At 65.3% G+C, this 23,635-nt stretch carries 17 protein-coding genes, 2 tRNA genes and 1 pseudogene; 17 read left to right on the top strand and 3 right to left on the bottom strand.

The features are described 5' to 3' along the window. The first annotated feature begins 34 nt into the window (after positions 1–34). Positions 35–685, top strand: a complete 651-nt coding sequence (locus JS536_RS00955) for a hypothetical protein (RefSeq protein WP_214355437.1) — start codon at positions 35–37, stop codon at positions 683–685. Between the two features lie 110 nt (positions 686–795). Here JS536_RS00955 and JS536_RS00950 read toward each other — a convergent pair. Together JS536_RS00950 and tgt are read right to left on the bottom strand one after the other, a co-directional pair. After that, positions 796–881: transfer RNA gene (locus JS536_RS00950), tRNA-Leu, on the bottom strand. 239 nt (positions 882–1,120) lie between these two features. After that, entirely contained in the window at positions 1,121–2,446 is a 1,326-nt protein-coding gene (gene tgt, locus JS536_RS00945) for a tRNA guanosine(34) transglycosylase Tgt (RefSeq protein ID WP_214355436.1), read from the bottom strand. Positions 2,447–2,869: 423 nt separating this feature from the next. Between tgt and JS536_RS00940 the strand changes: the two genes are divergently transcribed. The 7 genes from JS536_RS00940 (at position 2,870) to JS536_RS00910 (ending at position 14,129) form a co-directional block, all read left to right on the top strand. Continuing rightward, the gene (locus JS536_RS00940; protein ID WP_214355435.1) at positions 2,870–4,813 is read left to right on the top strand and encodes a trypsin-like peptidase domain-containing protein; all 1,944 of its coding nucleotides are present in this window, start codon (positions 2,870–2,872) and stop codon (positions 4,811–4,813) included. A 348-nt stretch (positions 4,814–5,161) separates the two neighbouring features. Beyond that, positions 5,162–7,606, top strand: a complete 2,445-nt coding sequence (locus JS536_RS00935; protein WP_214355434.1) for a heavy metal translocating P-type ATPase — start codon at positions 5,162–5,164, stop codon at positions 7,604–7,606. Between the two features lie 86 nt (positions 7,607–7,692). Further along, complete coding sequence (locus tag JS536_RS00930; RefSeq protein ID WP_214355433.1) at positions 7,693–8,307, top strand: TetR/AcrR family transcriptional regulator; 615 nt, start codon at positions 7,693–7,695, stop codon at positions 8,305–8,307. Positions 8,308–8,607: 300 nt separating this feature from the next. Then, positions 8,608–10,002, top strand: a complete 1,395-nt coding sequence (locus JS536_RS00925; RefSeq protein ID WP_214355432.1) for an extracellular solute-binding protein — start codon at positions 8,608–8,610, stop codon at positions 10,000–10,002. A 159-nt stretch (positions 10,003–10,161) separates the two neighbouring features. Next, on the top strand, positions 10,162–11,136 hold the full coding sequence (locus JS536_RS00920; protein WP_109055985.1) for a sugar ABC transporter permease: 975 nt from the start codon (positions 10,162–10,164) through the stop codon (positions 11,134–11,136). 6 nt (positions 11,137–11,142) lie between these two features. Next, entirely contained in the window at positions 11,143–11,973 is an 831-nt protein-coding gene (locus JS536_RS00915) for a carbohydrate ABC transporter permease (RefSeq protein ID WP_109055986.1), read from the top strand. 101 nt (positions 11,974–12,074) lie between these two features. After that, positions 12,075–14,129, top strand: a complete 2,055-nt coding sequence (locus tag JS536_RS00910; RefSeq protein ID WP_214355431.1) for a right-handed parallel beta-helix repeat-containing protein — start codon at positions 12,075–12,077, stop codon at positions 14,127–14,129. Between the two features lie 94 nt (positions 14,130–14,223). Here the strand turns inward: JS536_RS00910 and JS536_RS00905 are convergent. Next, positions 14,224–14,811: pseudogene (locus JS536_RS00905) on the bottom strand (DUF4143 domain-containing protein); the annotation flags it as partial. A 171-nt stretch (positions 14,812–14,982) separates the two neighbouring features. Here JS536_RS00905 and JS536_RS00900 point away from each other — a divergent pair. From JS536_RS00900 to JS536_RS00860, 9 genes are all read left to right on the top strand, one after another. Continuing rightward, a complete protein-coding gene (locus JS536_RS00900; RefSeq protein WP_214355430.1) occupies positions 14,983–16,434 on the top strand; it encodes an FAD-dependent oxidoreductase in 1,452 nt (483 codons plus the stop codon). Positions 16,435–16,922: 488 nt separating this feature from the next. Next, entirely contained in the window at positions 16,923–17,384 is a 462-nt protein-coding gene (locus JS536_RS00895) for a class A beta-lactamase-related serine hydrolase (RefSeq protein ID WP_214355429.1), read from the top strand. A gap of 62 nt (positions 17,385–17,446) precedes the next feature. Further along, positions 17,447–18,391, top strand: coding sequence for a zinc metalloprotease HtpX (gene htpX / locus JS536_RS00890; protein ID WP_214355428.1), 945 nt, complete (start codon positions 17,447–17,449; stop codon positions 18,389–18,391). Between the two features lie 64 nt (positions 18,392–18,455). After that, positions 18,456–18,529: transfer RNA gene (locus JS536_RS00885), tRNA-Gly, on the top strand. A gap of 29 nt (positions 18,530–18,558) precedes the next feature. Further along, positions 18,559–19,542, top strand: a complete 984-nt coding sequence (locus tag JS536_RS00880) for an EamA family transporter (protein WP_214355427.1) — start codon at positions 18,559–18,561, stop codon at positions 19,540–19,542. Between the two features lie 96 nt (positions 19,543–19,638). Beyond that, positions 19,639–20,706, top strand: coding sequence for a class II fructose-bisphosphate aldolase (gene fbaA / locus JS536_RS00875; RefSeq protein WP_214304212.1), 1,068 nt, complete (start codon positions 19,639–19,641; stop codon positions 20,704–20,706). Between the two features lie 197 nt (positions 20,707–20,903). Further along, the gene (locus tag JS536_RS00870) at positions 20,904–22,190 is read left to right on the top strand and encodes an adenylosuccinate synthase (protein ID WP_214355426.1); all 1,287 of its coding nucleotides are present in this window, start codon (positions 20,904–20,906) and stop codon (positions 22,188–22,190) included. Positions 22,191–22,230: 40 nt separating this feature from the next. Then, on the top strand, positions 22,231–23,073 hold the full coding sequence (locus JS536_RS00865; RefSeq protein ID WP_214355425.1) for a CrcB family protein: 843 nt from the start codon (positions 22,231–22,233) through the stop codon (positions 23,071–23,073). 2 nt (positions 23,074–23,075) lie between these two features. Next, on the top strand, positions 23,076–23,444 hold the full coding sequence (locus JS536_RS00860) for a CrcB family protein (protein WP_236029288.1): 369 nt from the start codon (positions 23,076–23,078) through the stop codon (positions 23,442–23,444). Positions 23,445–23,635 lie beyond the last annotated feature (191 nt).

Genomic DNA, 23,635 nt, shown 5'->3' with positions numbered 1-23,635 from the left:
GCCGGCCCGCCATAATCGGGTTATGGATGCGGATATGGGCGCCTGGTTCGAGGGGCGGGAAGACGTCGGCCGTGAGGCTTGGAATGGCATGAAGCCGGTGGGTGGCATCGCGATGGCGCTGCTTTTCTTCGGCTGTTGGACGGTGGCAGTCGTAATCGTCATGGCGATTCCGTATACGCGGGAGATATTCAACCATTTCGAAGACCATAAAGTCGAAGCGCTGATTCTCGCCGGCGTGACGTTCGTCATCGCACGGGTTCTTGCACAGGCGCAGGTGTTCTGGCATCGGGCGCATATGCCGGAGGGATTGGTTGGCGTGCAGACGGCGCTGTTCGAGCCGCAAGGCTACGAAATCGTTGGCGGCGACGACCATACGGATTCCAACAATGACAGCATGGCGCCCTCGTGGCTGTCCAGGCCGGTGCGGACGCTGCTGTTCCGCCCGGCCTCCGGTGATCGCAGCATCGACGTGTACGCCTATCCCGCAGGCAGCAAGGTCGGAGATCGAGGGGATGCGGCCCGCGTCACCCTACTGATTTCCGGTACCCGGGTTCGTCTGGTGGGGCTTGCCGCCGACCAATCCGGCTCGGATGCGTCTCCTGTGCACCCAGCGGCCAAGTACTACGAACGAGGCGAGTATCTGCTGGTGCCGGATGCGGCGGACTCGGCGCAGTCCTCGTTCTGAGCACTGCAGATTCGTGCCGGCCGCCGTTACAACGCGCTGACGCCGCCGGTATGCTCAAAGTCGGTGAAAAGCAAAAGGGCCGGAACCTTTCGGTTCCAGCCCTTTCTTGCTGGTGCGAGTGGGGGGAGTTGAACCCCCACGAGCATACACTCACTGCCACCTGAAGACAGCGCGTCTACCATTCCGCCACACTCGCAGACAATCGACTAACTTACACCCTCATCGCGGATTGTACAATCCTCGGCGTGTCGCGCCGGAATCCCAGTATTTCCAAGGCATCGTTAACACATGTCCGGAATGCCGCAGTCTGATCGTCTTGTGCGATGCGGTCATATCGCGGAGGGCATACGAAGACTCCCCTCAGCCGGCCGCATGCGCGGGATGAGGGGAGTCTTCAGTCAATTCCGATGCCGCCATACGCGGCCGCTTACAGGATCACAGCCCCGGCTTGCGCTCGCCGTTGCCGTAGAAGCGGGCCAGCGTTTCGTCGCGGAACTCGTCGAAGTAGCCGCCGTCGATGGAGGCGCGGATGTCGTCCAGCAGCTTCACGAAGAAGTGCTCGTTGTGGATGGTGGCCAGCGTGAACCCGTTGAACTCGCGGGCGCGCAGCAGATGATCCACATACGCGCGCGAGTAGTGCCGGCAGGTGTAGCAGTCGCAGCCCTCCTCGAGCGGCCCGAAATCGAACTTGTGCTGCGCGCGCTTGATGTTGTACCGGCCGGAGCGCGTGTAGATGGCGCCGTTGCGGGCGCAGCGGGCGGGGGCCACGCAGTCGAACGTGTCGCCGCCGTTCTCCACGCACGCGAAGATGTCGTCCACGGAGGCGATGCCGAGCACGTGGCGCGGACGGCTCTCCGGCATCGCGTCGCAGATCCACGCGCACGTGTTGCCGATGATGCGCTTCTCGATGGCGCCGCCGATGCCCACGCCGTCGAAGTCCAGCGAGGCGATCTGCTCGGCCGCGTGACGGCGCAGGTCCTCGTAGTTCGCGCCCTGCACCACGCCGTACAGCGCCTGGTACGGCTTGCCCAGACGCTCGGCGGTCAGCCGTTCGTGCTCGGCCACGCATCGTTTGGCCCAGCGGAAGGTGCGCTCCACCGAATCCTCCTGGTAGGAGCGCGTGTTCATCAGCGTGGTGAGCTCGTCGAACGCGAACATGATGTCCGCGCCGAGCTTGTGCTGGATGCCCATCGAGATCTCGGCGGAGAAGCGGTGCTCATCGCCGTTCAGGGGCGACTTGAACGTCACGCCGTCCTCGTCCACCCACGCCATGCGTTCCTTGCCCTTGGCAATGATGTCGTCCGACTTCATGCCGGTCACGTCCATCGCCAGCGTCTTCTTGAAGCCCACGCCCAGGGACATGACCTGGAAGCCGCCCGAATCGGTGAAGGTCGGGCCGTCCCAGTTCATGAAGCGCGCGAGGCCGCCGGCCGCGTCCAGCACGTCCTCGCCGGGGCGTTCGAACAGGTGGAAGGCGTTGGCGAGCAGGCACTGCGCGCCCAGATCCTTCATCTGTTCGGGCAGCACGGCCTTCATGGCGGCCTGCGTGCCCACCGGCACGAATGCGGGGGTCTTGATGTCGCCGTGGGGCGTGTGGATGATGCCGGTTCGGCCGTAGCGTGCGCCGTCGCGGCCCAGTCCCTCGGACGAGGAGGGCAGACGGGTGATGGTCTCGAAATGGAAGGCGCTGCGATCGCCGGGCTTGCCGGCTTCCGCGCCGCGCGGATGGTCAAGAAGGCCTGTCGCTGTAGGTTCGCTCATACGTTTCACTTTAGGCAGAAGGGCCAGAAAATGTGAAGATGTTCGGGCTTTCCGGGTTACGAAGGGCGGTTGCGCGGTGTTCGGAACATCCATCCGCGTTGCGAGGGGATTCGCTTCTCCTCAACCAACCCGAAATCCGCCGTTTCAAGCCCTTATGAGGCTTTTTGGCAAGGGTGGGGCAGCCCTTCGTAGCGCAGGTGGATCTCCGGAAAATCCCGAATCGGCCCCTCGTAAGCGTGATGCTCATCAGACTCTGCGATGATTACTCCAAGACTCCCAACCAACGTTCAGAAAACCTCCAGATTGACTGCCTTTACTACAGAGGTAGCGAACGAGAGGCGCGCAGCCCAACGGATTTTGGCAGTGAACGATCCGCAGCCGCGCGCCGATGAACGTGATTGGAATGTAGACAAAGGAGCAGCAATGGCTGACGAATTCAACCCGCAGGGCGTCGACCAGACCCCGCAGAGCAGCAATACCAATGAGGCCGCGCAGGCCCCGGCCGGGGAGCAGGCAGCCCCCGCCATCAACGAGGCGTCTGCCCAGCCGCAGACCGAACAGACCGCCGTCACCGAGCCGATTCCGGACTACGCCTCCGCCAAGGGCGAGAGCACCGTGGTTTCCAGCGCCCCGTCAACGCCGACCACCGCGCTGCCGCACGATTCCGCCGCTCAGGCATCCCAGACCGCCCCCACGGCCCCGCTCTACCGTCCGGCCCCGGAATACGGCGCGTATGGACCGGTTCCCACCCAGAACCAGTCGGCCGGCACCCCGAACGCTGCCAACAACTACCCGTTCGGCGCCCCCGCTGCACAGAACCAGGCCCCCCAGGGCCAGCAGGGCAACCGCAACCCGTACTTCACCAACAACCCGCAGCCCACCGGCAACGGCAACCCGTTCGCGCCGGCCGGCTCCAACCCCGCCAACGGTCCGCAGAACGGCCAGAATCCCGCCAACAACGGCAATCCGTTCACGAACCCGGCCCAGGGCGGCATGTTCGTGGGCAACGGCGCGCCCGGCACTCCGAACGGCAACGGCCCGCTGCCGGGCCAGCCCGGTCAGCCCGGTGCCGGCAAGCCCGTCTCCAAAACGTTCGGCTATGTGCTCACCGCCGTCATCGCGGCCGTGGTCGCCGCCGCCCTGTGCCTCGGCCTCGGCTTCGCGGCCATCACCAACGGCTGGGTCTCCGTGCCCAGCACGAGCTCGCTGTCCAGCATCACCTCGAACAAGTCCGGCTCCGGCACGGCCACCGCCAAGAGCGGCGAGGCCGTCGACTGGACCTCCGTGGCCTCCGACGTGTCCAACTCCGTGGTCTCCATCCAGACCACGCTCTCCAACGGCACGGCCAAGGGCTCCGGCGCCATCCTCGACACCGAGGGTCATATCGTGACCAACAACCACGTGATCTCCGGTGCCCAGCAGATCCAGGTGACGCTCGCCAACGGCAACATCTACAGCGCCACCCTCGTGGGCACCGACACCACCACCGATCTGGCCGTGATCAAGCTCGACAATCCGCCGAGCGACCTCAAGGCCGTGGAGTTCGCCGATTCCGACAAGCTCGCGGTGGGCGAGAACGTGATGGCCATCGGCAACCCGCTCGGCTACGACGACACCGCCACCACCGGCATCGTCTCCGCCCTCAACCGCCCGGTGACCGTGACCGACGACAACAACAACGAGATCGTGACCAACGCCGTGCAGATCGACGCCGCCATCAACCCCGGCAACTCCGGCGGCCCGACGTTCAACGCGGCCGGCCAGGTGATCGGCATCAACTCGTCCATCGCCTCCACCGCCACCTCCTCCGACTCCGCCGGCTCCATCGGCATCGGCTTCGCCATCCCGTCCAACCTGGTCAAGCGCGTGGCCAACGAGATCATCAAGGACGGCAAGGTCAAGCACGTCGCCCTCGGCGTGACCATTTCCTCCGCCACCGTCGAGGCGGACGGCGTGACCCGCGGCGGCGCCAAGATCACCACACCGTCCACCGGCGGTTCCGCGGTCGTCTCCGGCGGCCCGGCCGACAAAGCTGGTCTCAAGGCCGACGACACGATCGTGGCCTTCAACGGCAACGCCGTGAACAACAACTACTCGCTGCTCGGCTACGTCCGTGCCGCCGCCCTCGGCGACAAGGTGACCCTCACCATCGTGCGCAACGGCAAGACCATGGACGTGGACGTCACGCTGGATCAGGAGGAATCGTCCGTGAACGGTTCGTCCAGCTCCAACTCGAACGGCAACAGCAATAACAACAACCAGAACAACCAGAACGGCAACGGCAACAACGGCTACGGCAACGGTTCCGACGGTAACGGCGGCACCGGTGACGACGGCGGCTTCTCCGACCCGTTCGGCCTCTGGTAAATCCAGACGTCGCATGACGCTGGGCGGCCACCGCTGAGCGCCATGCCGGACAACCAAAGGACCGTGGAGGGCTTGACCCCCACGGTCCTTTTGCGTCTGCGCGTCGAAAGTCCGGCGTCTCGGGCACCATGGCAGGTGCAACGAACTTGCGATAACTGAATACCGAATTCTTTACGCCGTGTATCGGAAGGTCGCGCGGGAGCGGTTTGGGCTTGGCAAGGGCCCGCTGCCCGGCATAGACGCCGGTGGGTTAACAAGGCGTGACCACAGTGCCGATTCCGGCCGGGCCACGCATACGCATACCCGCACCGCCCGAATCGGCCCCGTATACGAGAGTAAGGAGCAATGATGAGTGATCTCATCCGATTCTTCCGACGATTGTTCGCCGCAGCCGTGCGCGTCTGCCGGCTGGTACCCATGCTGCCCGTGGTGGTGCTCGCCTCGATTCCGCTGGCCTTACTGGGCGATTGGCGTCCGTGGGATGCCGCCTTTGCCGGTCCGGCCGGCGCGTCCGTGACCTCCCCGATTGCGATTCCCGTCCTCGGCGACCCCGGCGTGGGCCAGTGGCTGGTCATCGCGCTCGTGCTGGTGATTGTGACGGACACCGTGCGCGGCATGATCGACGACCTGCGCCACGGCCAGGTGGGCGTCGACCTGCTGGCCGTGATGGCGATGCTGTCCACCGTGGCCGTCCACGAATACTGGGCCAGCTGGGCCGTGACGCTGATGATCACGTCCGGCGAGGCCATCGAGGAATACGCGCAGAACAAGGCCGAGCACAGCCTGACCGCCCTGGTCAAGGCCGCTCCGCAGACCGCGCACGTGGTGACGCTGCCCGGCGTGGGCCGCGACGCCACCGGTAACGCTAACAATGCCCGCAAGGGCGATGCCGTTCCCGCTCCCGCCGACGGCTTCCGCCGTACCTCTACGGGTAATCTCGGCTCCCCTCTCCGAGGGGAGCTGCCGGCAAAGCCGACTGAGGGGAGCCTGCCCGGCGCAACCACAACGGCTGCCGCTGCGTCATTCCCCGCCTGCGTCATCACCGGCCGTGACCCCGAAGCCTGCGACCCGGCCATCGACAAGGCGAAAACCGCCATGCGATCCGCCGCGGTAACGTCCGCCGCACAGCACTTCACTACGGTCCCGGTGAGCGAGGTGCAGCCGGGCGACGTACTGATGGTGCTGCCGGGCGAGACCGTGCCGGTGGACGGCGAGCTGCTCTCCGGCACGGCCACGCTGGACCTGAGCGCCATCAACGGCGAACCGGTGCCGCGCGAGGTGTTCGCCGGCGCTCGCGTGATGTCCGGTGCGGTGAACGGCTCCACCACGCTGACCATGCGCGCCACGCAGGCCGCCGCCGACTCCCAGTACCAGCGCATCCTCCAGCTCGTGACCGCCGCGCAGGAGTCGCGTCCGGCCGTGGTCAAAACCGCGGACAGGCTGGCCGTGCCGTTCACCATCCTTGCGCTGGTCATCGCCGGCGTGGCTTGGGCCGTCTCCGGCATCCCGACGCGATTCGCGCAGGTGCTGGTGCTGGCCACGCCTTGCCCGCTGCTCATCGCCGCCCCTGTGGCGTACGTAGCCGGCACCGGCCGGCTGGCCAGAAACGGCGTGCTCATCAAGACGCAGGACGTGCTGGAGAACCTCGGCCGGGTCACGCAGGTGTTCTTCGACAAGACCGGCACGCTCACCGTCAAGCAGCCGCAGGTGGTGCGTGTGGAGATGCTGCCGGGTGTTGAGACCCGCCTGAACGAGGACCACGTGCTCATGATGGCCGGCGTGGTCGAGGGCTATTCGGTGCATATCCTGTCCAAAGGCATCGCCAAGGCCGGTGCCGAGGCGATGGGCCGGTTGCGTGCGCGGTTCGCGGCCGGGCAGCGCGCATGCCCGGAGCCGGAGGCCAGCTGGCCCGGCCATGGCCGCGACTATCCGGTGGTCCGCCATGTTGAGGAGGAGGCCGGCAAGGGCGTGTCCGGCGAGGTCAACGGGCATATGGTGCGCGTGGGCAGGCTGTCATTCGCGGCGGCTCGCGATGATGGCTTCCTGACGGCGGAGCGCGTCATGAATGACGCCCGCACGCGATTCGGGATGCTGGAGCCGGACGAGATGGCGTCCTACGTGTCCGTGGACGGTCGTCTGATCGCTCGCATCGTGCTGCGCGACGTGCCGCGCGCCAACGCCAAGGCGGCGCTCGCCGCGTTGCATGGGCTGGGCGTCTCCAAGCTCACGATGCTCACCGGGGACAAGCGTGCCTCGGCTGAGATCATCGCCCGCGAGGTCGGCATCGACGAGGTGCACGCCGAGCTGTTCCCGGAAGACAAGGTGGCCGCCGTCAAAGCCGCGACCGAGGGGGAGCCATGGGCCGGAACACGGATCCGCGGCGATCGGGCGGACGTAGCGCACGACGGTGCCGACGCGGGGAACCATCGCAATCGCAAGGCCGCCCGTCCGGTCACGATGATGGTGGGCGACGGTGTGAACGACGCTCCGGTGCTCGCCGTGGCGGACCTCGGCGTGGCCATCACGGACGGCACCTCCACCGCCGCCTCGGAAAGCGCGCAGGTGGTCATCATGAACGACGACATCGCCGCCGTGCCGCGTGCCATCGCCATCGCCCGCCGCACCAAGCGCGTGATGCTGCAGGCTGTGATTGCCGGCCTGGCGCTCGCCGTCGTCGGTATGGTGGCCGCCGCGTTCAACCTCATCCCGGTGGTGGTCGGCGCCTTCCTGCAGGAGGCCATCGACGTGGTGAGCATCCTCTGGGCACTCACCGCCGTGCTCGACCGCGACTGAAGGAGCCGCGATAGGTGTGTCCTGAACTGAACTTGACTATAGTTCAGTACAGGACCCATGCGACACCGCCAATGAAGGAGCACGTCATGCCACGCAAGCAGACCGGAAACAAATACCAGCGCATCCCCACGCAGGAGCGGCTGCTGCAGATCATCGACGCGGCCACGCTGCTCATCGGCGAATACGGTTTCCACGGCTTCACCCTGCGCGACGTGGCCAACGAATGCGGCATCACCGAAGGCGGCGTGCTCTACCACTTCAAATCCAAGGACGAATTGCTCATCGCGGTGCTCAAACACCGCGATGAAGCCGATCGCATGATGCTGTGCGAGAGCCTCGGGCTGGAGAAGCTGGAGGGCGACCCGTTCCCCGTGGGCCTCAAGGACCTCACCATGGCCACCTGCCGCATGAACATGGAGCGTCCGGAGATCGTGCGCCTGTACATGGTGCTGCAGGGGGAGTCCCTGAGCGAGGACCATCCGGCGTGGAAGTACTTCCAGGATCGCGAGCAGTGGGTGCTCAACGAATACCGCCAGGCCGCTAAACGAGACAAGGTTGACAACCCCACGGCTGTGGCCATCGAGGCCTTGGCTGCCATGGACGGCCTGCAGTTCCGTTGGCTCAGGAGCGGGCGAACCCTTGATTTGGTTGGACTTTGGAGGCGTTACATCGACCGGGTGATTCCTGATTCGGTGGCCTGAAAAGCAACTGAGTAAAGACTCAGTTAAATATACGAAAGTACACGGGTGCTGTGGCGATTCCTAGTGAATTCGCCACAGCACCCGTGTTTCGTTTGTGTGGTCATGTCGTGCCACGAGCAGCGCAATTGCTTTGAGGAATAAGCAAAAAGCGTTGAAAAATCAGCGTTTCGCGCAAAATCACCCTTATGTTTGCCTTAACGTTCACGCCAGCGCTCCTCAACTCGACTGAGACACGCCGCAACTGAGTTGAACTGAGTACTCACTCAGTATATAGTTAAGCCATCGGTTGAACGAACAGCCGTGGAAACCAACACCATCCACACCAATCAAGCCAAGTCGTTGTTGACGCAGCCAAAGTTCGAGGAGGAACAGATGAAAGGCACATTGAAGACGAAGGCGATCAGGCTCATGGCCGCAGTGGCGGCCGGCGCCACCCTGCTGTCGGTCGCGGCATGCGGCGCGCAGCCGGGCGGCGGCTCCGCCAAGGCCACCGGCGCGAACGCCACCGTATGGAGCCTCACGGACAGCACGTGGGCCTCCGTCCAGCAGACCTTCGAGGACTGGAACAAGGCCAATCCGGACGCGCAGATCAAGAACGAGTCCTTCGCCAACGACTCCTACAAGGAGAAGATCCGCACCGCCATCGGCTCCGGCAACGCGCCCACCCTCGTCCTGAGCTGGGGCGGCTCCCCGGTCACCGACTACTGGACCAACAAGAACATCATCGACCTCACCTCCGATCTGGACTCCGTGGTCAAGGAGAAGGTGCTCGACTCCGTGGCTGCCGAGGGCTACCGCGACGACAAGCTCGTGGCCGTGCCCGTGGGCCAGGTCCAGCCCGCCATCCTGTGGACCAACAAGGCCGTGCTCAAGGAGGCCGGCATCTCCGACGCCCCGCAGACCTGGGACGAACTGCTCGACGACGTGGTCAAGCTCAAGGACGCCGGCAAGACCCCGATCGCCCTGGCCGGCGGCAGCAAGTGGCCCTACCTGATGTGGGCCGCCTACCTCATCGACCGCATCGGCGGCCCGGACGTGATGCAGAACATCCTCGACGGCAAGAAGGACGCCTGGTCCGACCCGGCCGTCATCGAGGCCATGACCAAGATCCAGGACCTCGTGGACGCCGGCGCGTTCGGCGACAGCTACCAGTCCATGTCCGCCGACGACAAGAAGGACACCGCCCTGCTCGCCAATGGCCAGGCCGGCTTCGACCTCATGGGCTCCTGGGTGTACGCCGACTTCGGCACCATCAACGCAGACTTCGCCAAGAACGACCTTGGCTACGCGGCCTTCCCGGCCGTCGAAGGCGGCAAGGGCGACCCGTCCATGCTTACCGGCAACCTCGCCAACTACTGGTCCGTGGCCGCCTCCGCGGGCAAGGAATCCCAGCAGACCGCCATCAAGTACCTCAAGGAGAACACCTACTCCGACGGCATCGTGGACGGCCTGCTCTCCAGCGGCGGCGTGCCCCCGGTCAAGGGCATCGAGGACAAGGTCAAGTCCGCCGATGACGGCACCGGTTTCCTCACCTACGTCTACGACTCCGTGAAGAACGCCTCCAACTACCAGCTCTCCCTCGACGTGGCCCTGCCCGCCGACCAGGGCCAGGCGCTGCTCAACAACCTCGAGCAGGTCTTCCTCAAGCAGATCACCCCGCAGCAGTTCGCGGACGCGATGAACAAGACCCTGTAAATCCGACTGCCGCCGGCGGCCGGGGGCACGGGACGGGGACGATTGATGCTCGTCGATTCCCGTCTCCGCTTCCGTCCACGTTCCGGGCCCCGCCCGCCGGCACCTATGGCTTCCTCCCCGCACCGCAGCGGGGGGAGCCCAGTGACAAGAGAGGACATCATGTCATTCGTTTCCAAGGCCGTCGCACAGCCCAAGCCCGCCCGCGCGGCCGTTTCATCCAACAAATCCGCCAAAACCGCGGCCAAATCCACCAAGTCCGGCAAGCTCCACAAGGGTCCGTCCCTGTGGTACACGGCCCCGGCCCTCATCTTCTTCGGCATCTTCGCCCTCATTCCGCTGGTCGGCGTGCTCGTGCTGTCCTTCATGAACTGGGACGGCCTGGGCGCCATCACCTTCAACGGCCTGGGCAACTGGGTGCGCATGTTCTCCGACCCGCTGGTCATGAACGCCTTCAAGCTCACCATCATCCTGACCATCGTGAGCTGGGCCGTCCAGACCCCGATCTGCATCCTGCTCGGCACCTTCATGGCCGGCACGCAGAAGTACCGCGCGTTCCTCGCCGTCTTCTACTTCCTGCCGCTGCTCTTCAGCTCCACCGCCGTGGCCATCACCTGGAAGAACCTTCTGGACCCGAACTTCGGCGTGGGCAAGGCGTTCGGCATCGGCTGGCTGGCCCACAACTGGCTCGGCGACCCCAAGACCGCCCTGTGGACCGTGATCTTCGTGGTCTCCTGGTGCTTCATCCCGCTGCACTCGCTGCTCTACCAGGGTGCCGTCCGCCAGATTCCGCAGACCATGTACGAGGCCGCCACCATCGACGGCGCCGGCCCGATCCGCCAGTTCTTCTCCATCACCCTGCCGCAGCTCAAGTACACCTTCGCCACCGATTCCACGCTGATGATCGTCGGCTCGCTGACCTACTTCGACCTGGTGTACGTGATGACCGGCGGCGGCCCCGGCAACGCCACCCGCATCCTGCCGCTCGACATGTACCTCAAGGGCTTCAAGAGCTACGACATGGGCGGTGCGTCCGTGGTGGGCGTGATCATCCTCGCCCTCGGCATCGCGGTGTCGCTGATCCTCAACAAGCTGTCCGGTTCGGACAAGATGGAAAGCCAGATGGAAGGCGCCTGATCAATCATGATTCGCATCAAGAACAAGCAATACAACATCGTCGGCGGATTCCTCGGCTGGTTCTGGTTCGCCCTCATCGTCATCCCGATCTACTACATCGTGGTCACGTCCCTGCGCGACCAGAGCGAGATCTACTCCCAGAACCCGCTCTCCCTGCCCAAACACTTCACGTTCGCCGCGTACGGCCGCGTGTTCGCCAACGACTTCCTGCTGTACATCGGCAACACGCTGTTCGTCACCATCGTGACCGTGGCGCTGATCCTCCTGGTCACCGTGATGGCCGCGTACGCCATCACCCGCCGCGCCGACGCCGGCGCCCGCGCCATCTACAAGGTGATCATCACGGGCCTGGCCATCCCGATGCAGGCCACCATCATCCCGGTGTATTACCTGATCATCCAGATGGGCCTGTACGACACGCTCTGGGCCATCATCCTGCCTTCGGTGGGCTTCGCCATCCCGATCACCGTCATGATTCTGTGCAACTTCCTGCGTGACATCCCGCAGTCGCTGTTCGAGGCCATGGAGGTGGACGGGGCCACCGAATGGAAGATCATGTGGCGGCTCGCCATCCCGATGATCAAGCCGGCCATCATCACCGTCTCCATCTACGACGCGCTGCAGGTCTGGAACGGGTTCCTCTTCCCCCTGATCCTGACCCAAAGCTCCTCGAACCGCGTGATCACCCTGAGCCTGTGGGCGTTCCAGGGCCAGTTCACCGTGGATATCCCCGGCATCCTCGCCGCCGTGGTGGTCTCGGTGATTCCGATCCTGACCGCCTACATCATCGGTCGCAAGCAGATGGTCGCCGGCCTGACCGCCGGATTCAGCAAGTAGATCGCAAACCCTCGGGCGCGTAGGCCCTGACCCCGCTCATGGGGAGGGTCCGGGCCAACGCGCCCTTTTCCAAGCTTTTTCAATCCGAAAGGAATGCTGACATGACTCAGCGCACACTTCATGTTTCGGCTGCGGCGGTCGGTGCCGCGGTACAGGACGGCGGTGAGGCCACACCGTTCGCCACGATATCGGCCGCAGCGGCCGTGGCCCGCCCCGGCGACACCGTGCTGGTGCACGAGGGCGTCTACCGCGAGCAGGTGAGCCCGGCCCTGGGCGGACTCAACGAATTCACGCGCATCACCTACGCCGCGGCCCCCGGCGAGCACGCGGTGATCAAGGGCTCCGAGGTCGTCTCGGGCTGGGAGCCCGTGGCCGGCAAGCCGGGCGTGTGGCATGTGAGCGTGCCGAACGCGGTGTTCGGTGGGTTCAACCCGTTCGCCAAGCCCCTCCGCGGCGACTGGCTGGAGCGGCCGAGCGACTGGACGATGAGCCTGGGCGAGGTGTACCTGGACGGCCGTTCGATGTACGAGGCGCCCAGCGTGGAGGCCGTCGCCGCCGCCAAGCCGCGCACGTTCGGCTACGGGCCGGACTGGGTGTCCGTGACCGAACCCATCGACGACCCGTCCAAGACCGTCTGGCAGTGGCACGCCGAGGTAGGCGGCGACGTCACCGAGATCTGGGCGAACTTCCATGACGTCGACCCGAACGGGCACCTGACCGAGATCAACGTGCGCGAAACCTGCTTCTATCCGGAGCTTCCGGGCCGCGACTACATCACCGTGCGCGGCTTCGAGCTGGCACAGGCCGCATGCGGCTGGGCCCCGCCCACCGGCGACCAGAAGGGGCTCATCGGCACGCACTGGTCGAAGGGCTGGATCATCGAGGACAACGACATCCACGACGCCCGCTGCTCCGGCGTGAGCCTGGGCAAGGACGGCGTGACCGGCGACAACGAGGCGTCCCGCTTCGGCCGCAAGCCCGGCTACCAGATCCAGCAGGAGGTGGTGTTCCGCGCCATCCGCCACGGCTGGTCGCGCGAGACGGTCGGCGGGCACATCGTGCGCCGCAACCACATCCACGACTGCGGCCAGAACGGCATCGTGGGCCACATGGGCTGCGCGTTCAGCCTCATCGAGGACAACCACATCCACCACATCGCCATCAAGCGCGAGTTCTTCGGCCATGAGATCGCGGGCATCAAGTTCCACGCCGCCATCGACACGGTCATCCGGCATAACCACATCCACGACTGCACGTTGGGCACCTGGCTGGACTGGGAGCTGCAGGGCACCCGCGTGACCCGCAACATCTACCACGACAACTGGCGCGACTTCATGATCGAGGTCACCTCCGGCCCATGCCTGTTCGACAACAACGTGTTCGGCTCGTTCTACGCCATGGACAACGTGGCGCAGGGCAGCGCGTTCGTACACAACCTGTTCTGCGGCACCGTGCAACCGCGCAAGGTGCTCAACCGCTCCACGCCGTACCACCTGCCGCATTCCACCGCCGTGGCCGGATACGCCTGCGTGTACGGCGGCGACGACCGCTTCTACCAGAACGTGTTCGTGGGTGGCCCGGAGTTCAGCGCGGTCACGCATCGCGGCACCGCCTACGCCGACGGCTCGCCGGTCTCCGAGGCCGAATACATGGAGCGCGTGCACGTCAACGACCCGGGCGACGTGGAGATGTTCGAGCAGGTGCCCCAGCCGATGTACATCGACGGCAACGCCTACCTGCGCGGCGGCGACGGTCAGGTGGCCCCCTCATTCGACCGCGAGGAGCACAAGTACGTGGCCGTGGCCGGTGCGACCGGTGCGGATGCGGGCGCCGCGTCCGCCGAGCCGGTCGGGCCCGATGGCGTCGCGGAGGCCAATCGTCTGGCCGCCAAGGCGCAGGCGCACGTCACGGCGGAAGCGGACGGCTCGGTCTGGCTGGACGTGGACGTGGATCCGGGCCTGCTCGACCTGCCGACCGTGACGGTGGGCACCGAGCTGCTGGGCACTCCGCGCATCGTCACCGAACCCTACGAGAACCCGGACGGCACCGCGCTCGCCGTCGATACGGACCTCACCGGCGCCCCGCGCGGCGAATATCCGACGCCCGGCCCCATCGAAAGCCTCACCCCCGGCCGCAACCGCATCCGTCTGGCCTGAAACGGTCCGGCGATACCATTGACGAGCTCTCGGACGTGCTGCCGAAATCACCTGGTTCCGGCAGCACGCCCGAGAGCTCTTGATAATCACCTCGTCATTGGGCCGATGCGCCGTCCCGTTGCTTGCCGGTCAGCCAATCGGCGGCTGTGGTGACATGGATGCCTTGCGATACGTAGCTTTGCTCGACTCGGCTGACCACGTACTGCTGTTCTCGTGGCACGTCGAGTACGTCGCCGATCAAGGTCAGGTGCCGGGCGAACCGGTCGTGGTAGGTCTGCCCGGATTTGATTTCGATCATCAGACGGTTGTTCGGGTCGGTGAAGTCCAGCAGATCCACCTCGACCTTGCTGGCGTCGCGGTAGAAGAACAGTTGGGGGTCCCTCCCGGCGTTCAGATGCTGTTTCATGGTTTCGGCGATGATGAGGTTCTCGAAGATGTCGCCGAACTTCGGATGGGTGATCAGCGCCTCGACCGTACGAATGCCAAGGAGATGGCACAGCAGACCGGTGTCGTAGAAATAGAGCTTCGGAGTCTTGACCACCTGCTTGCGGGCATTGGTGTAGAACGGCATGAGGTGGAACGCCAGATAGCTTGATTCCAGAATGGACATCCACGCCTTCACGGTCCGTGGGCTCACGCCAAGCTCATTGGCGATGTTCGTGTAATTCACCAGTGCGCCGGAAATCCTACATTAGAAATTCCCGTAATCCTACATTAGGAAAAACCATAATCTGACAGTAGCGTGATTCGCAATCAGAGGCGGGACCCAACCGTGCCGCCACCACCAAAGCCGCCGATATCGCACCGGAAATCACCCTTCCCCGATTCGGCGGCTTGCGTTAGGCTAGAGCGCGTGACTGAATCTTCGAATACTGAACTCCGCATTGCCGTGATCGGCGCCGGCCCGGCCGGTGTCTACTCCTCCGATATCTTCCTGCGCCAGCTCAAGAAGCTGGGCGAGGAGCTGGGCCTCGGCACCGAAGCCCGCATCGACCTGTTCGAGAAGCTGCCCGTGCCGTTCGGCCTGGTGCGCTACGGTGTGGCCCCCGACCACCCCTCCATCAAGTTCATCGCCTCCGCGCTCGAGAAGACCCTCGACAACCCGGACATCCACCTCTACTGCGACGTGGAGTTCGGCAAGGACGTGACCCTCGATGACCTCCTGGCCCGCTACGACGCCGTGCTCTTCGCCACCGGCGCGGTCAAGGACAAGCCGCTCGGCCTGCCCGGCGCCGACCTGGACGGTGTGTACGGTGCCGCCAAGTTCGTCGAATGGTACGACGGCTACCCCACCGGCGCCCGCGAGTGGCCGCTGACCGCCGAGAACGTGGCCGTGATCGGCGGCGGCAACGTGGCCATGGACGTGGCCCGCGAGCTCATGCGCAACGCGGACGACCTCAAGGCCAAGACCGACATCCCGGACAACGTCTACGAGGGCATCCAGAACAACAAGGCCAAGGTGCTGCACCTGTTCATCCGCCGCGGCGTGGCCCAGGCCAAGTTCAGCGTGCAGGAGCTGCGCGAGATGGAGAAGCTGCCCGGCGTGCAGCTCATCATCAACGAGGACGACTTCGACCTTGACGACGAAACCATCGAGGTGGCCGGCAAGGACAAGCTCACCCGCCAGATGGTCGAGGAGCTGTTCGCCATCCGCGAGATGGCCGAGGACATGGAAGACGACGGCGACGTGGACTTCGAGGGCAACCCGGCCGACCGCAAGTACTACATCCATTTCAACTCCGCGCCCACCGAGGTGCTCGGCGAGGACGGCAAGGTGACCGCCATCCGCGTGGAACGCACCGAGACCGGCGCCGACGGCAAGATGCACCGCACCGGCGAATTCACCGACTACCCGGTCGAGGCCGTCTACCACGCCATCGGCTACAAGCCGGCCGAGGCCCCCGGCATCGCGTACGACGAGCACGGCGCCCACCTGGCCAACGCCAACGGCGACGGCCGCATCACCACCGAGGCCGAGGGCGGCGAAGTGCGCGAACGCCTGTACGCCACCGGTTGGGCCAAGCGCGGCCCGGTGGGCCTGATCGGCTCCACCAAGTCCGACGCCCTGGCCATCGTGACCAACATGCTCGAGGACCTGGCCAAGGCCGCCGAGGGCGGTCGCGTGGCCGCCGACCGCGACCCCGAATCCATCGACCGCCTGCTGGCCGAGCGCGGCGTCAAGCCCATCGACTTCGCCGGCTGGAAGAAGGTGGACGCCTTCGAACGTGCCGAGGGCGCCAAGGAAGGCCGCGAGCACAAGAAGGTCATCGAGCCCGCCCAGATGCGCGAGCTCGCCCACGCCTGATTTTGAGGGCAAAAGTTGTTGCCGAGCCTGAGTCGGCGCGGCTGATTCCGGCTCCCCTCCTTGAGGGGAGCTGTCGAGCGAAGTGAGACTGAGGGGAGCCTGGCGGGTGATTCCCGTGGTGCTCCCCTCAGTCGCTTTCAGCGACAGCTCCCCTCAGGGGGGAGCCGGACCATCTCGGCTCTACTGTTGCCTTGCGTATTGCCTGTAAAACGGCTCTTCATGACAAGGTCCCGGCGGGAGCCGCATTTGCGCTGCGGCGCGTCCCCGTTCCGTCAACGGTTTTCCGGAAATTCCCAGTCGGCCGGCACCGTGCGGTCAGCATGGAGTCATAGGCTATGGCGCGGCGAAAACCGACGACCAGACCACCGAACCAGCGCCAAGGAGCGGCATGATGCAGCGAACGAACCAGCCCGGGGAACGCAAATTCGCACGGCGCCGGTCCGCATGGCGTGCGCGCCACGGATCGGGACACGACTCGGGGGAAGCGCATGGCCGCAGCCTGCCATTGTGACGCGAGAGCATACGCGCCCCTCGCCCAATGGCTTGACGGCGTCGGCGTGACCACGGATGTGACGGCCGGCGAGTACTTGGACCTGTCCGCCATCGACATGGCGCGCATGTGGGCCCAGGGTTACGGCTACCTGTTCTCGGACGAGACCTCCGGCGAACCCGGCTCGGCCGAGGCTCGCACATGGCTTGCCTCCGAATACACCAATACGCTCAACTCCAGCATCAACATGGCGCTGGGCGGGCAGTATTCCGTCTACACCAAGGCCGGGTGGATCGGCGGCGAGGGCGGCCTGTACGCGCTCAACGACGCCGGCATCGTCCGCTCCTCCTCCGGCGACTACGTGCTCGCGGTGATGACGGATGCCTCGGGCGAATACAACCTGCTCACCGAACTCATCACCCTCCTGGACCAGATCCACGGTTCCGTGATGACCGCCTGACACGTCCGGACATCCCGTGCATATCCAGCAATCATTCAGGCTGCGTCCTTAGGCTGGGCCTCATGGATGCCAAAGTACAGGTGCATGGCCATTTCAACGGCCTGAAGACGACGCTGCTGTTCGCCCTGATGTGGGCCGTCATCATGCTGATCTGGTGGGCCACCGGTGGCACCCGGCAGACGCTCGGCATCTACATCGTCATCGGCCTGGCTACCACGTTCTTCTCCTACTGGTTCTCGGACAAACTCGCCATCGCCTCCATGGGCGCGCGCGAGGTCTCCGAGGCCGAGGCCCCCGAAATCTACCAGATCGTGCGCGAGCTGAGCGCCAAGGCCGGCAAACCGATGCCTCGCATCTACATCGCCCCCACCATGAGTCCCAATGCCTTCGCCACCGGCCGCAACGAACGCCACGCCGCCGTGTGCTGCACCCAGGGCATCCTGCAGATCCTCAACGCCCGCGAACTGCGCGGCGTGCTGGGTCACGAGCTCATGCACGTCTACAATCACGACATCCTGACCTCCGCCATCGCCTCCGCCATGGCCACCGTGATCACCTACCTCGGCTACTCGCTCATGTACATCGGCGGCGGCAATTCGCGCGACGACCGCGACGGCGGCTCCGGCGGGCTCGGCTTGGTTGGCGTGCTGCTGAGCGTGATCCTGGCGCCGATCGCCGCATCCCTCATCCAGATGGCCATCTCCCGCACCCGCGAATACGACGCCGACGAGGACGGCAGCCTCCTGACCGGCGATCCCGAGGCCCTCGCCTCCGCGCTCAACAAGATCTCCTACGGCGCGCAGACCACGCCGATGCGCAAGACCGCCGGCACCCAGTCCGTCTCCGCCATGATGATCGCCAACCCGTTCTCCGCGGCCGGGTTCTCCAAGCTCTTCTCCACCCATCCGCCGACCGACCAGCGCATCGCCCGTCTCATGGAAATGGCGCGGGAGATGAACGGCACGCCGGTTTCCGCGCCCACGTACTCCACCCGCGTGCTGCGGTAGCGTCACACGACGTGATACGATAGCTGTTCGTGACGTTGCGGCCCCGGCCGCAGCCGACCGGTTCGCGGACATAGTTCATCGGTAGAATGAAAGCTTCCCAAGCTTTAGAGGCGGGTTCGACTCCCGTTGTCCGCTCCATTCTCATCCTGCGCGTATCGTGATGCGCGATGTGTACTTCCAAAACCTCCGAACGCCCCGCGGGCGTCGCCGAACCAGACGTCGCCGAATCAGGCGAAACCGCGAACGGCAGGCCCACCCCCAGCTTCGAACGCACGCCGCGGGACATCCTCGTCGGCGGCGGGCTCGCGCTTGCCGGCGGCGTGCTGTGGGGCGTCAACGCCACCGTCTCCAAAATCCTCATGGGCTCCTACCATGCGGACCCGCTGTGGATCGCGTGCGTGCGCGAACTGCTCGCCGGCGTGATCTTCCTGGTCTGCTCGGGTCTGTTCACGCCGGACAAGCTCATGGGCGCGCTCAAGGACCGCGGCTCGTACCCCAGATTGCTGGTCTGCGCCGTCACCTGCGTGCTCATGGTGCAGGTCTCTTACCTCAAGGCCATCGACTGGACCAATTCGGGCACCGCCACCGTGCTGCAGACGCTCAACCTGCTGGTGGTGCTGGCGTTCGTGTGCATCATGGGACGCAGGCTTCCCGGCAAACGGGAGAGCGTGGGTGTGGCGCTCGCGTTCGTGGGCACCGTGCTCATCGCCACCGGAGGCGACCTGACCCAGCTCAGCCTGCCGTTGCCCGGCCTTCTCTGGGGTCTCACAGACGCGGTGGGCACATCGATGATGACCATCCTGCCCATCGCGCTGATGGCCAAATGGGGCAATTTTACCGTCAACGGCATCATGTTCATGATCTCCGGCATTCTGCTGCTGCCGTTCGTCAAGCCATGGGCCACCGCGCCCGCGCTGGACTGGGTTGGTGTGGCGCTCATGGCGTTCACGGTGATCGGCGGTACGTTCGGCGCCTTCTGGCTGTTCCTGGCCGGCACGCAGAAGTGCGGGGCCATGCGCGCCACCATGCTCGGCACCAGCGAGCCGGTCACCGCAACCATCTCCGGCGTGCTGTTCGCGGGGGCCGTGTTCACGCCCACCGACCTGGCCGGTTTTGCGATGATCATCATCATGGTGTTCCTGGTGCGGTGAACCTGCGGTGATTTTACGGTAACGGGTGAGCTAGGTCACGTCCGTGCCGGCCCGTCCGGCGCGGGCAGCGGGCAGGCCCCGAGCGATAATGAAGCCATGACGATCGCAACACCGGAACGCTATGCCGAAATGCTCGACGCCGCACGCCGCGGCGGATATGCCTACCCTGCCATCAACGTGACCAGCTCCCAGACGCTGAACGCCGCGCTGAAGGGCTTCGCCGATGCCGAATCGGACGGCATCATCCAGATTTCCGTGGGCGGCGCGGCATACGTGTCCGGCATGGGCGTGAACGACCGCGTCACCGGCTCGCTGGCGCTCGCGGCCTTCGCGCACGAGGTGGCCGCGAAGTACCCGAACATCACCGTGGCCCTGCACACCGACCACTGCGCCAAGCAGTACCTGGACGAATGGGTGCGCCCGCTGCTGGCCCACGAGGCCGAGCAGGTGGCCCGCGGCCAGGAGCCCACGTTCCAGTCGCACATGTGGGACGGCTCCACCGTGCCGCTCAAGGAGAACCTCGACATCGCCGAGGAGCTGCTGGACAAGTCGCAGAAGGCCCACACCATTCTGGAGATCGAGATCGGTGCGGTCGGTGGCGAGGAGGACGGCCACTCCGCCGAAATCAACGAGAAGCTGTACTCCACGCCCGCCGACGGCCTGGAGGTGGCCCGCCGACTGGGTCTGGGGGAGCGTGGCCGGTACATGGCGGCCTTCACGTTCGGCAACGTGCATGGCGCGTACAAGCCCGGCGTGGTCAAGCTGCGCCCGGCCCTGCTCGGCGAGATCCAGGCCCGCGTGGCCCAGGCCGTGGTGGACGGCGAGCTGCCCAGCGCCGCCGGCATGGTGGACTTCCCCAACGGCAAGCCGTTCGAGCTGGTCTTCCACGGCGGTTCCGGCTCCACGCCGGAGGAGATCGCCGAGGCCGTGCGCTATGGCGTGGTCAAGATGAACATCGACACCGACACCCAGTACGCCTTCACCCGCCCGATCGCGGACCACGTGTTCGAGAACTACGACAAGGTCTTGAAGATCGACGGCGAGGTGGGCGAGAAGAAGTTCTACGACCCGCGCTCCTGGGGCCGCAAGGCCGAGGACGGCATGTCCGAGCGCGTGGTGGAGGCCTGCCGGCAGCTCGGTTCCGCGGGCAAGGCGCTCAAGTAGCGGCAGGCTGTGTGAAACTCCCCTCAGTCTCGCTGCGCTCGACAGCTCCCCTCAACGAGGGGAGCCGAAAAACAGGACCGGCTTCCTGTGACCGGGCTGTTGCGTATGACTCATCCTTGATGAGATGAGGCCTTTCGCGGGTAGAGGGTTTACGGTACTCTAGTCCCCGGCGGAATCGTACTAGCGGGGAGGCTATCATGCCTGGAATTGTTCTTATCGGCGCTCAGTGGGGCGATGAAGGTAAAGGCAAGGCGACCGATCTGATCGGCACCAAGGTCGATTACGTGGCCCGCTTCAACGGCGGCAACAACGCCGGCCATAGCGTGGTGGTGGGCGACGAATCGTATGCCCTGCACCTGCTGCCCTCCGGCATCATCAACCCGCACCTGACCCCCGTGATCGGCAACGGCGTGGTGGTCGATCCCGAAGTGCTCTTCCAGGAGATCGACGGCCTCGAGGCCCGCGGCATCGACTGCTCCCACCTGCTGGTGAGCGAGGCCGCGCACATCATCGCGCCCTACCACCGCACGCTGGACAAGGTCACCGAGCGATTCCTCGGCAAGCACAAGATCGGCACCACCGGCCGCGGCATCGGCCCGGCCTACGCCGACAAGATCAACCGCGTGGGCATCCGCGTGCACGACCTGTTCAACGAGCAGCACCTGCACGACAAGGTCGAGGCCAGCCTCCACCAGAAGAACCAGATGCTCGTCAAGCTGTACAACCGTCGCCCGATCGACGTGGACCAGACCACCAAAGAGCTCCTGAAGCTCGGCGAACGCCTCAAGCCGTACGTGGCCAACACCGGCCTGATCCTCAACAAGGCGTTGGACGAGGGCAAGACCGTCCTGTTCGAGGGCGCCCAGGCCACCATGCTCGACGTGGACCATGGCACCTACCCGTTCGTCACCTCCTCCAACCCGACCGCCGGCGGCGCCTGCACCGGCACCGGCGTGGGCCCCACCAAGATCACCCGCGTGATCGGCGTCTCCAAGGCGTACGTGACCCGCGTGGGCGAGGGCCCGTTCCCCACCGAACTGTTCGATGAATCCGGCGAGTGGCTGCGCACCCAAGGCCACGAGTTCGGCGTGACCACCGGCCGCCCGCGTCGCTGCGGCTGGTTCGACGCCGTCGTGAACCGTTACGCCTCCCAGGTCAACGGCCTGACCGACATCGTGCTCACCAAGCTCGACGTGCTCACCGGTCTTGAGGAGATCCCGATCTGCGTGGCCTATGACGTGGATGGTGAGCGTTACGACGATATGCCCACCGACCAGGCCGCCTTCGCCGCCGCCAAGCCCATCTACGAGACCATGCCCGGCTGGAGCGAGGACATCTCCAACTGCCACAGCTTCGACGAGCTGCCGGCCACCTGCCAGGCGTACGTCAAGCGTCTGGAGGAGCTGTCGAACTGCCGTATCTCCGCCATTGGCACCGGCCCGCAGCGCGACCACATCATCTCCGTCCACTCGCTGATCGACTGATTCGGCCGATTCGGTTCGTCTGATTCGACTGGTCCGTCCGATGATGGAGCCTCAAGAGCCTTCACCCAGCACCCAGGAGATCTCCGCCGCCCAGGTGCGCGCCCAATCCACGCCTGAACCGCAGGGCGCGGCCGCCGCGGCCAAACCGCCGCAGATTCCGCTCGCGCCCATCAAGCGCGTCCAGGCCCGCTTCAACCCGCTGGCCGACGGCATGCTGTATCTGGTGGTGTTCCTCGGCGGCACGCTGGGCACCGCCATGCGTTACGGGCTGAGCTTCATCCTGCCCGCTACCGCCGGGCCCGAGGGATTCTGGCACGCCTTCCATGTGCCCACGTTCACGGCGAACATGGCGGCCTGCTTTATCTTCGCGTGCCTGACCTCCTACCTGTCGCAGGCTGCGTGGATTCGCAAGCGCGTGCGTGAACTCACCTCGCGTGGCATCGGCATGGGCATGTGCGGCGGCTTCTCCACACTCTCCGCGCTTGCCATCGAGGAACTCACCACGATGCAGAGTGATCTCATTGCAGGAGCCGTGTTCTACCTGCTCGTGAGTTTCCTCATGGGCCTGGTCGTGGCGTATCTCGGCGCCCGTCTCGGACTGGCGCTGGCCGCCCGCAAAACCGCCAAGGCCGCCATCGTCGCGGTGCGTCAGCAGCAACCGGAGACCTGGCGTCATGTGACGGCGGGGGAGACGGTGGCCATGCCCGTCGACGGCCGGTCCGCCGGAGCCGTTGCGGCCGGCGAGAACGGTGACGGATCCGACATCTCTGACGGCGATGCCCCCGGACACATCGCCCACATCAACCCGCCCTCCTACGAACCCGCGCCCATCACCGACGAGATTCCGCTGACCGGCGACCCGACCACCGGGGAGGCCCACTGATGCTGTTCCTGTTCGTGTGCATGTGCGGCGGCCTCGGCGCGGTCGCGCGATTCGTACTCAACACCTCCATCCAGCGCTGGTGGAACCGGATGTTCCCGCTCTCCACGTTCGTGATCAATGTGATCGCCACGTTCTGCGCGGGCCTTGCCGCGGCCGCGTGGGCACATCAGGTGGTGCCCGAATCGACGTATCTGCTGTTCGTGACCGGCTTCCTCGGCGGTTTTTCCACGTTCTCCACGGCCATCAACGAGATGGTCTCGCTGGCGCGCAACAAGCATTTCGGCATGGCCGCGTTCTATCTGGCGGCCACCGTCGTGGTGCCGGTCATCTGCGTGTCGCTCGGCTGGCTCGTCGGTAGTTTGGCGCACTGATTCCTTTTTTCTCGGCTCCCCTCCTTGAGGGGAGCTGGCTCGCGTAGCGAGACTGAGGGGAGCGCCTGGGAATAACCGTGGTGCTCCCCTCAGTCAGCTTCGCTGACAGCTCCCCTCAGAGAAGGGAGCCGAGGGAAAGGCCAGGGTTATTTCCTTGTAACGAACCGGCGGGCCGGTAACGCAAGGGAAAC

Source organism: Bifidobacterium sp. SO4 (genome assembly GCF_018555355.1).
GTDB classification, from domain to species: domain Bacteria; phylum Actinomycetota; class Actinomycetes; order Actinomycetales; family Bifidobacteriaceae; genus Bifidobacterium; species Bifidobacterium miconisargentati.
The sequence above is the reverse complement of the archived record's forward strand: the minus strand, read 5'-3'. Positions and strand labels throughout refer to the sequence as shown.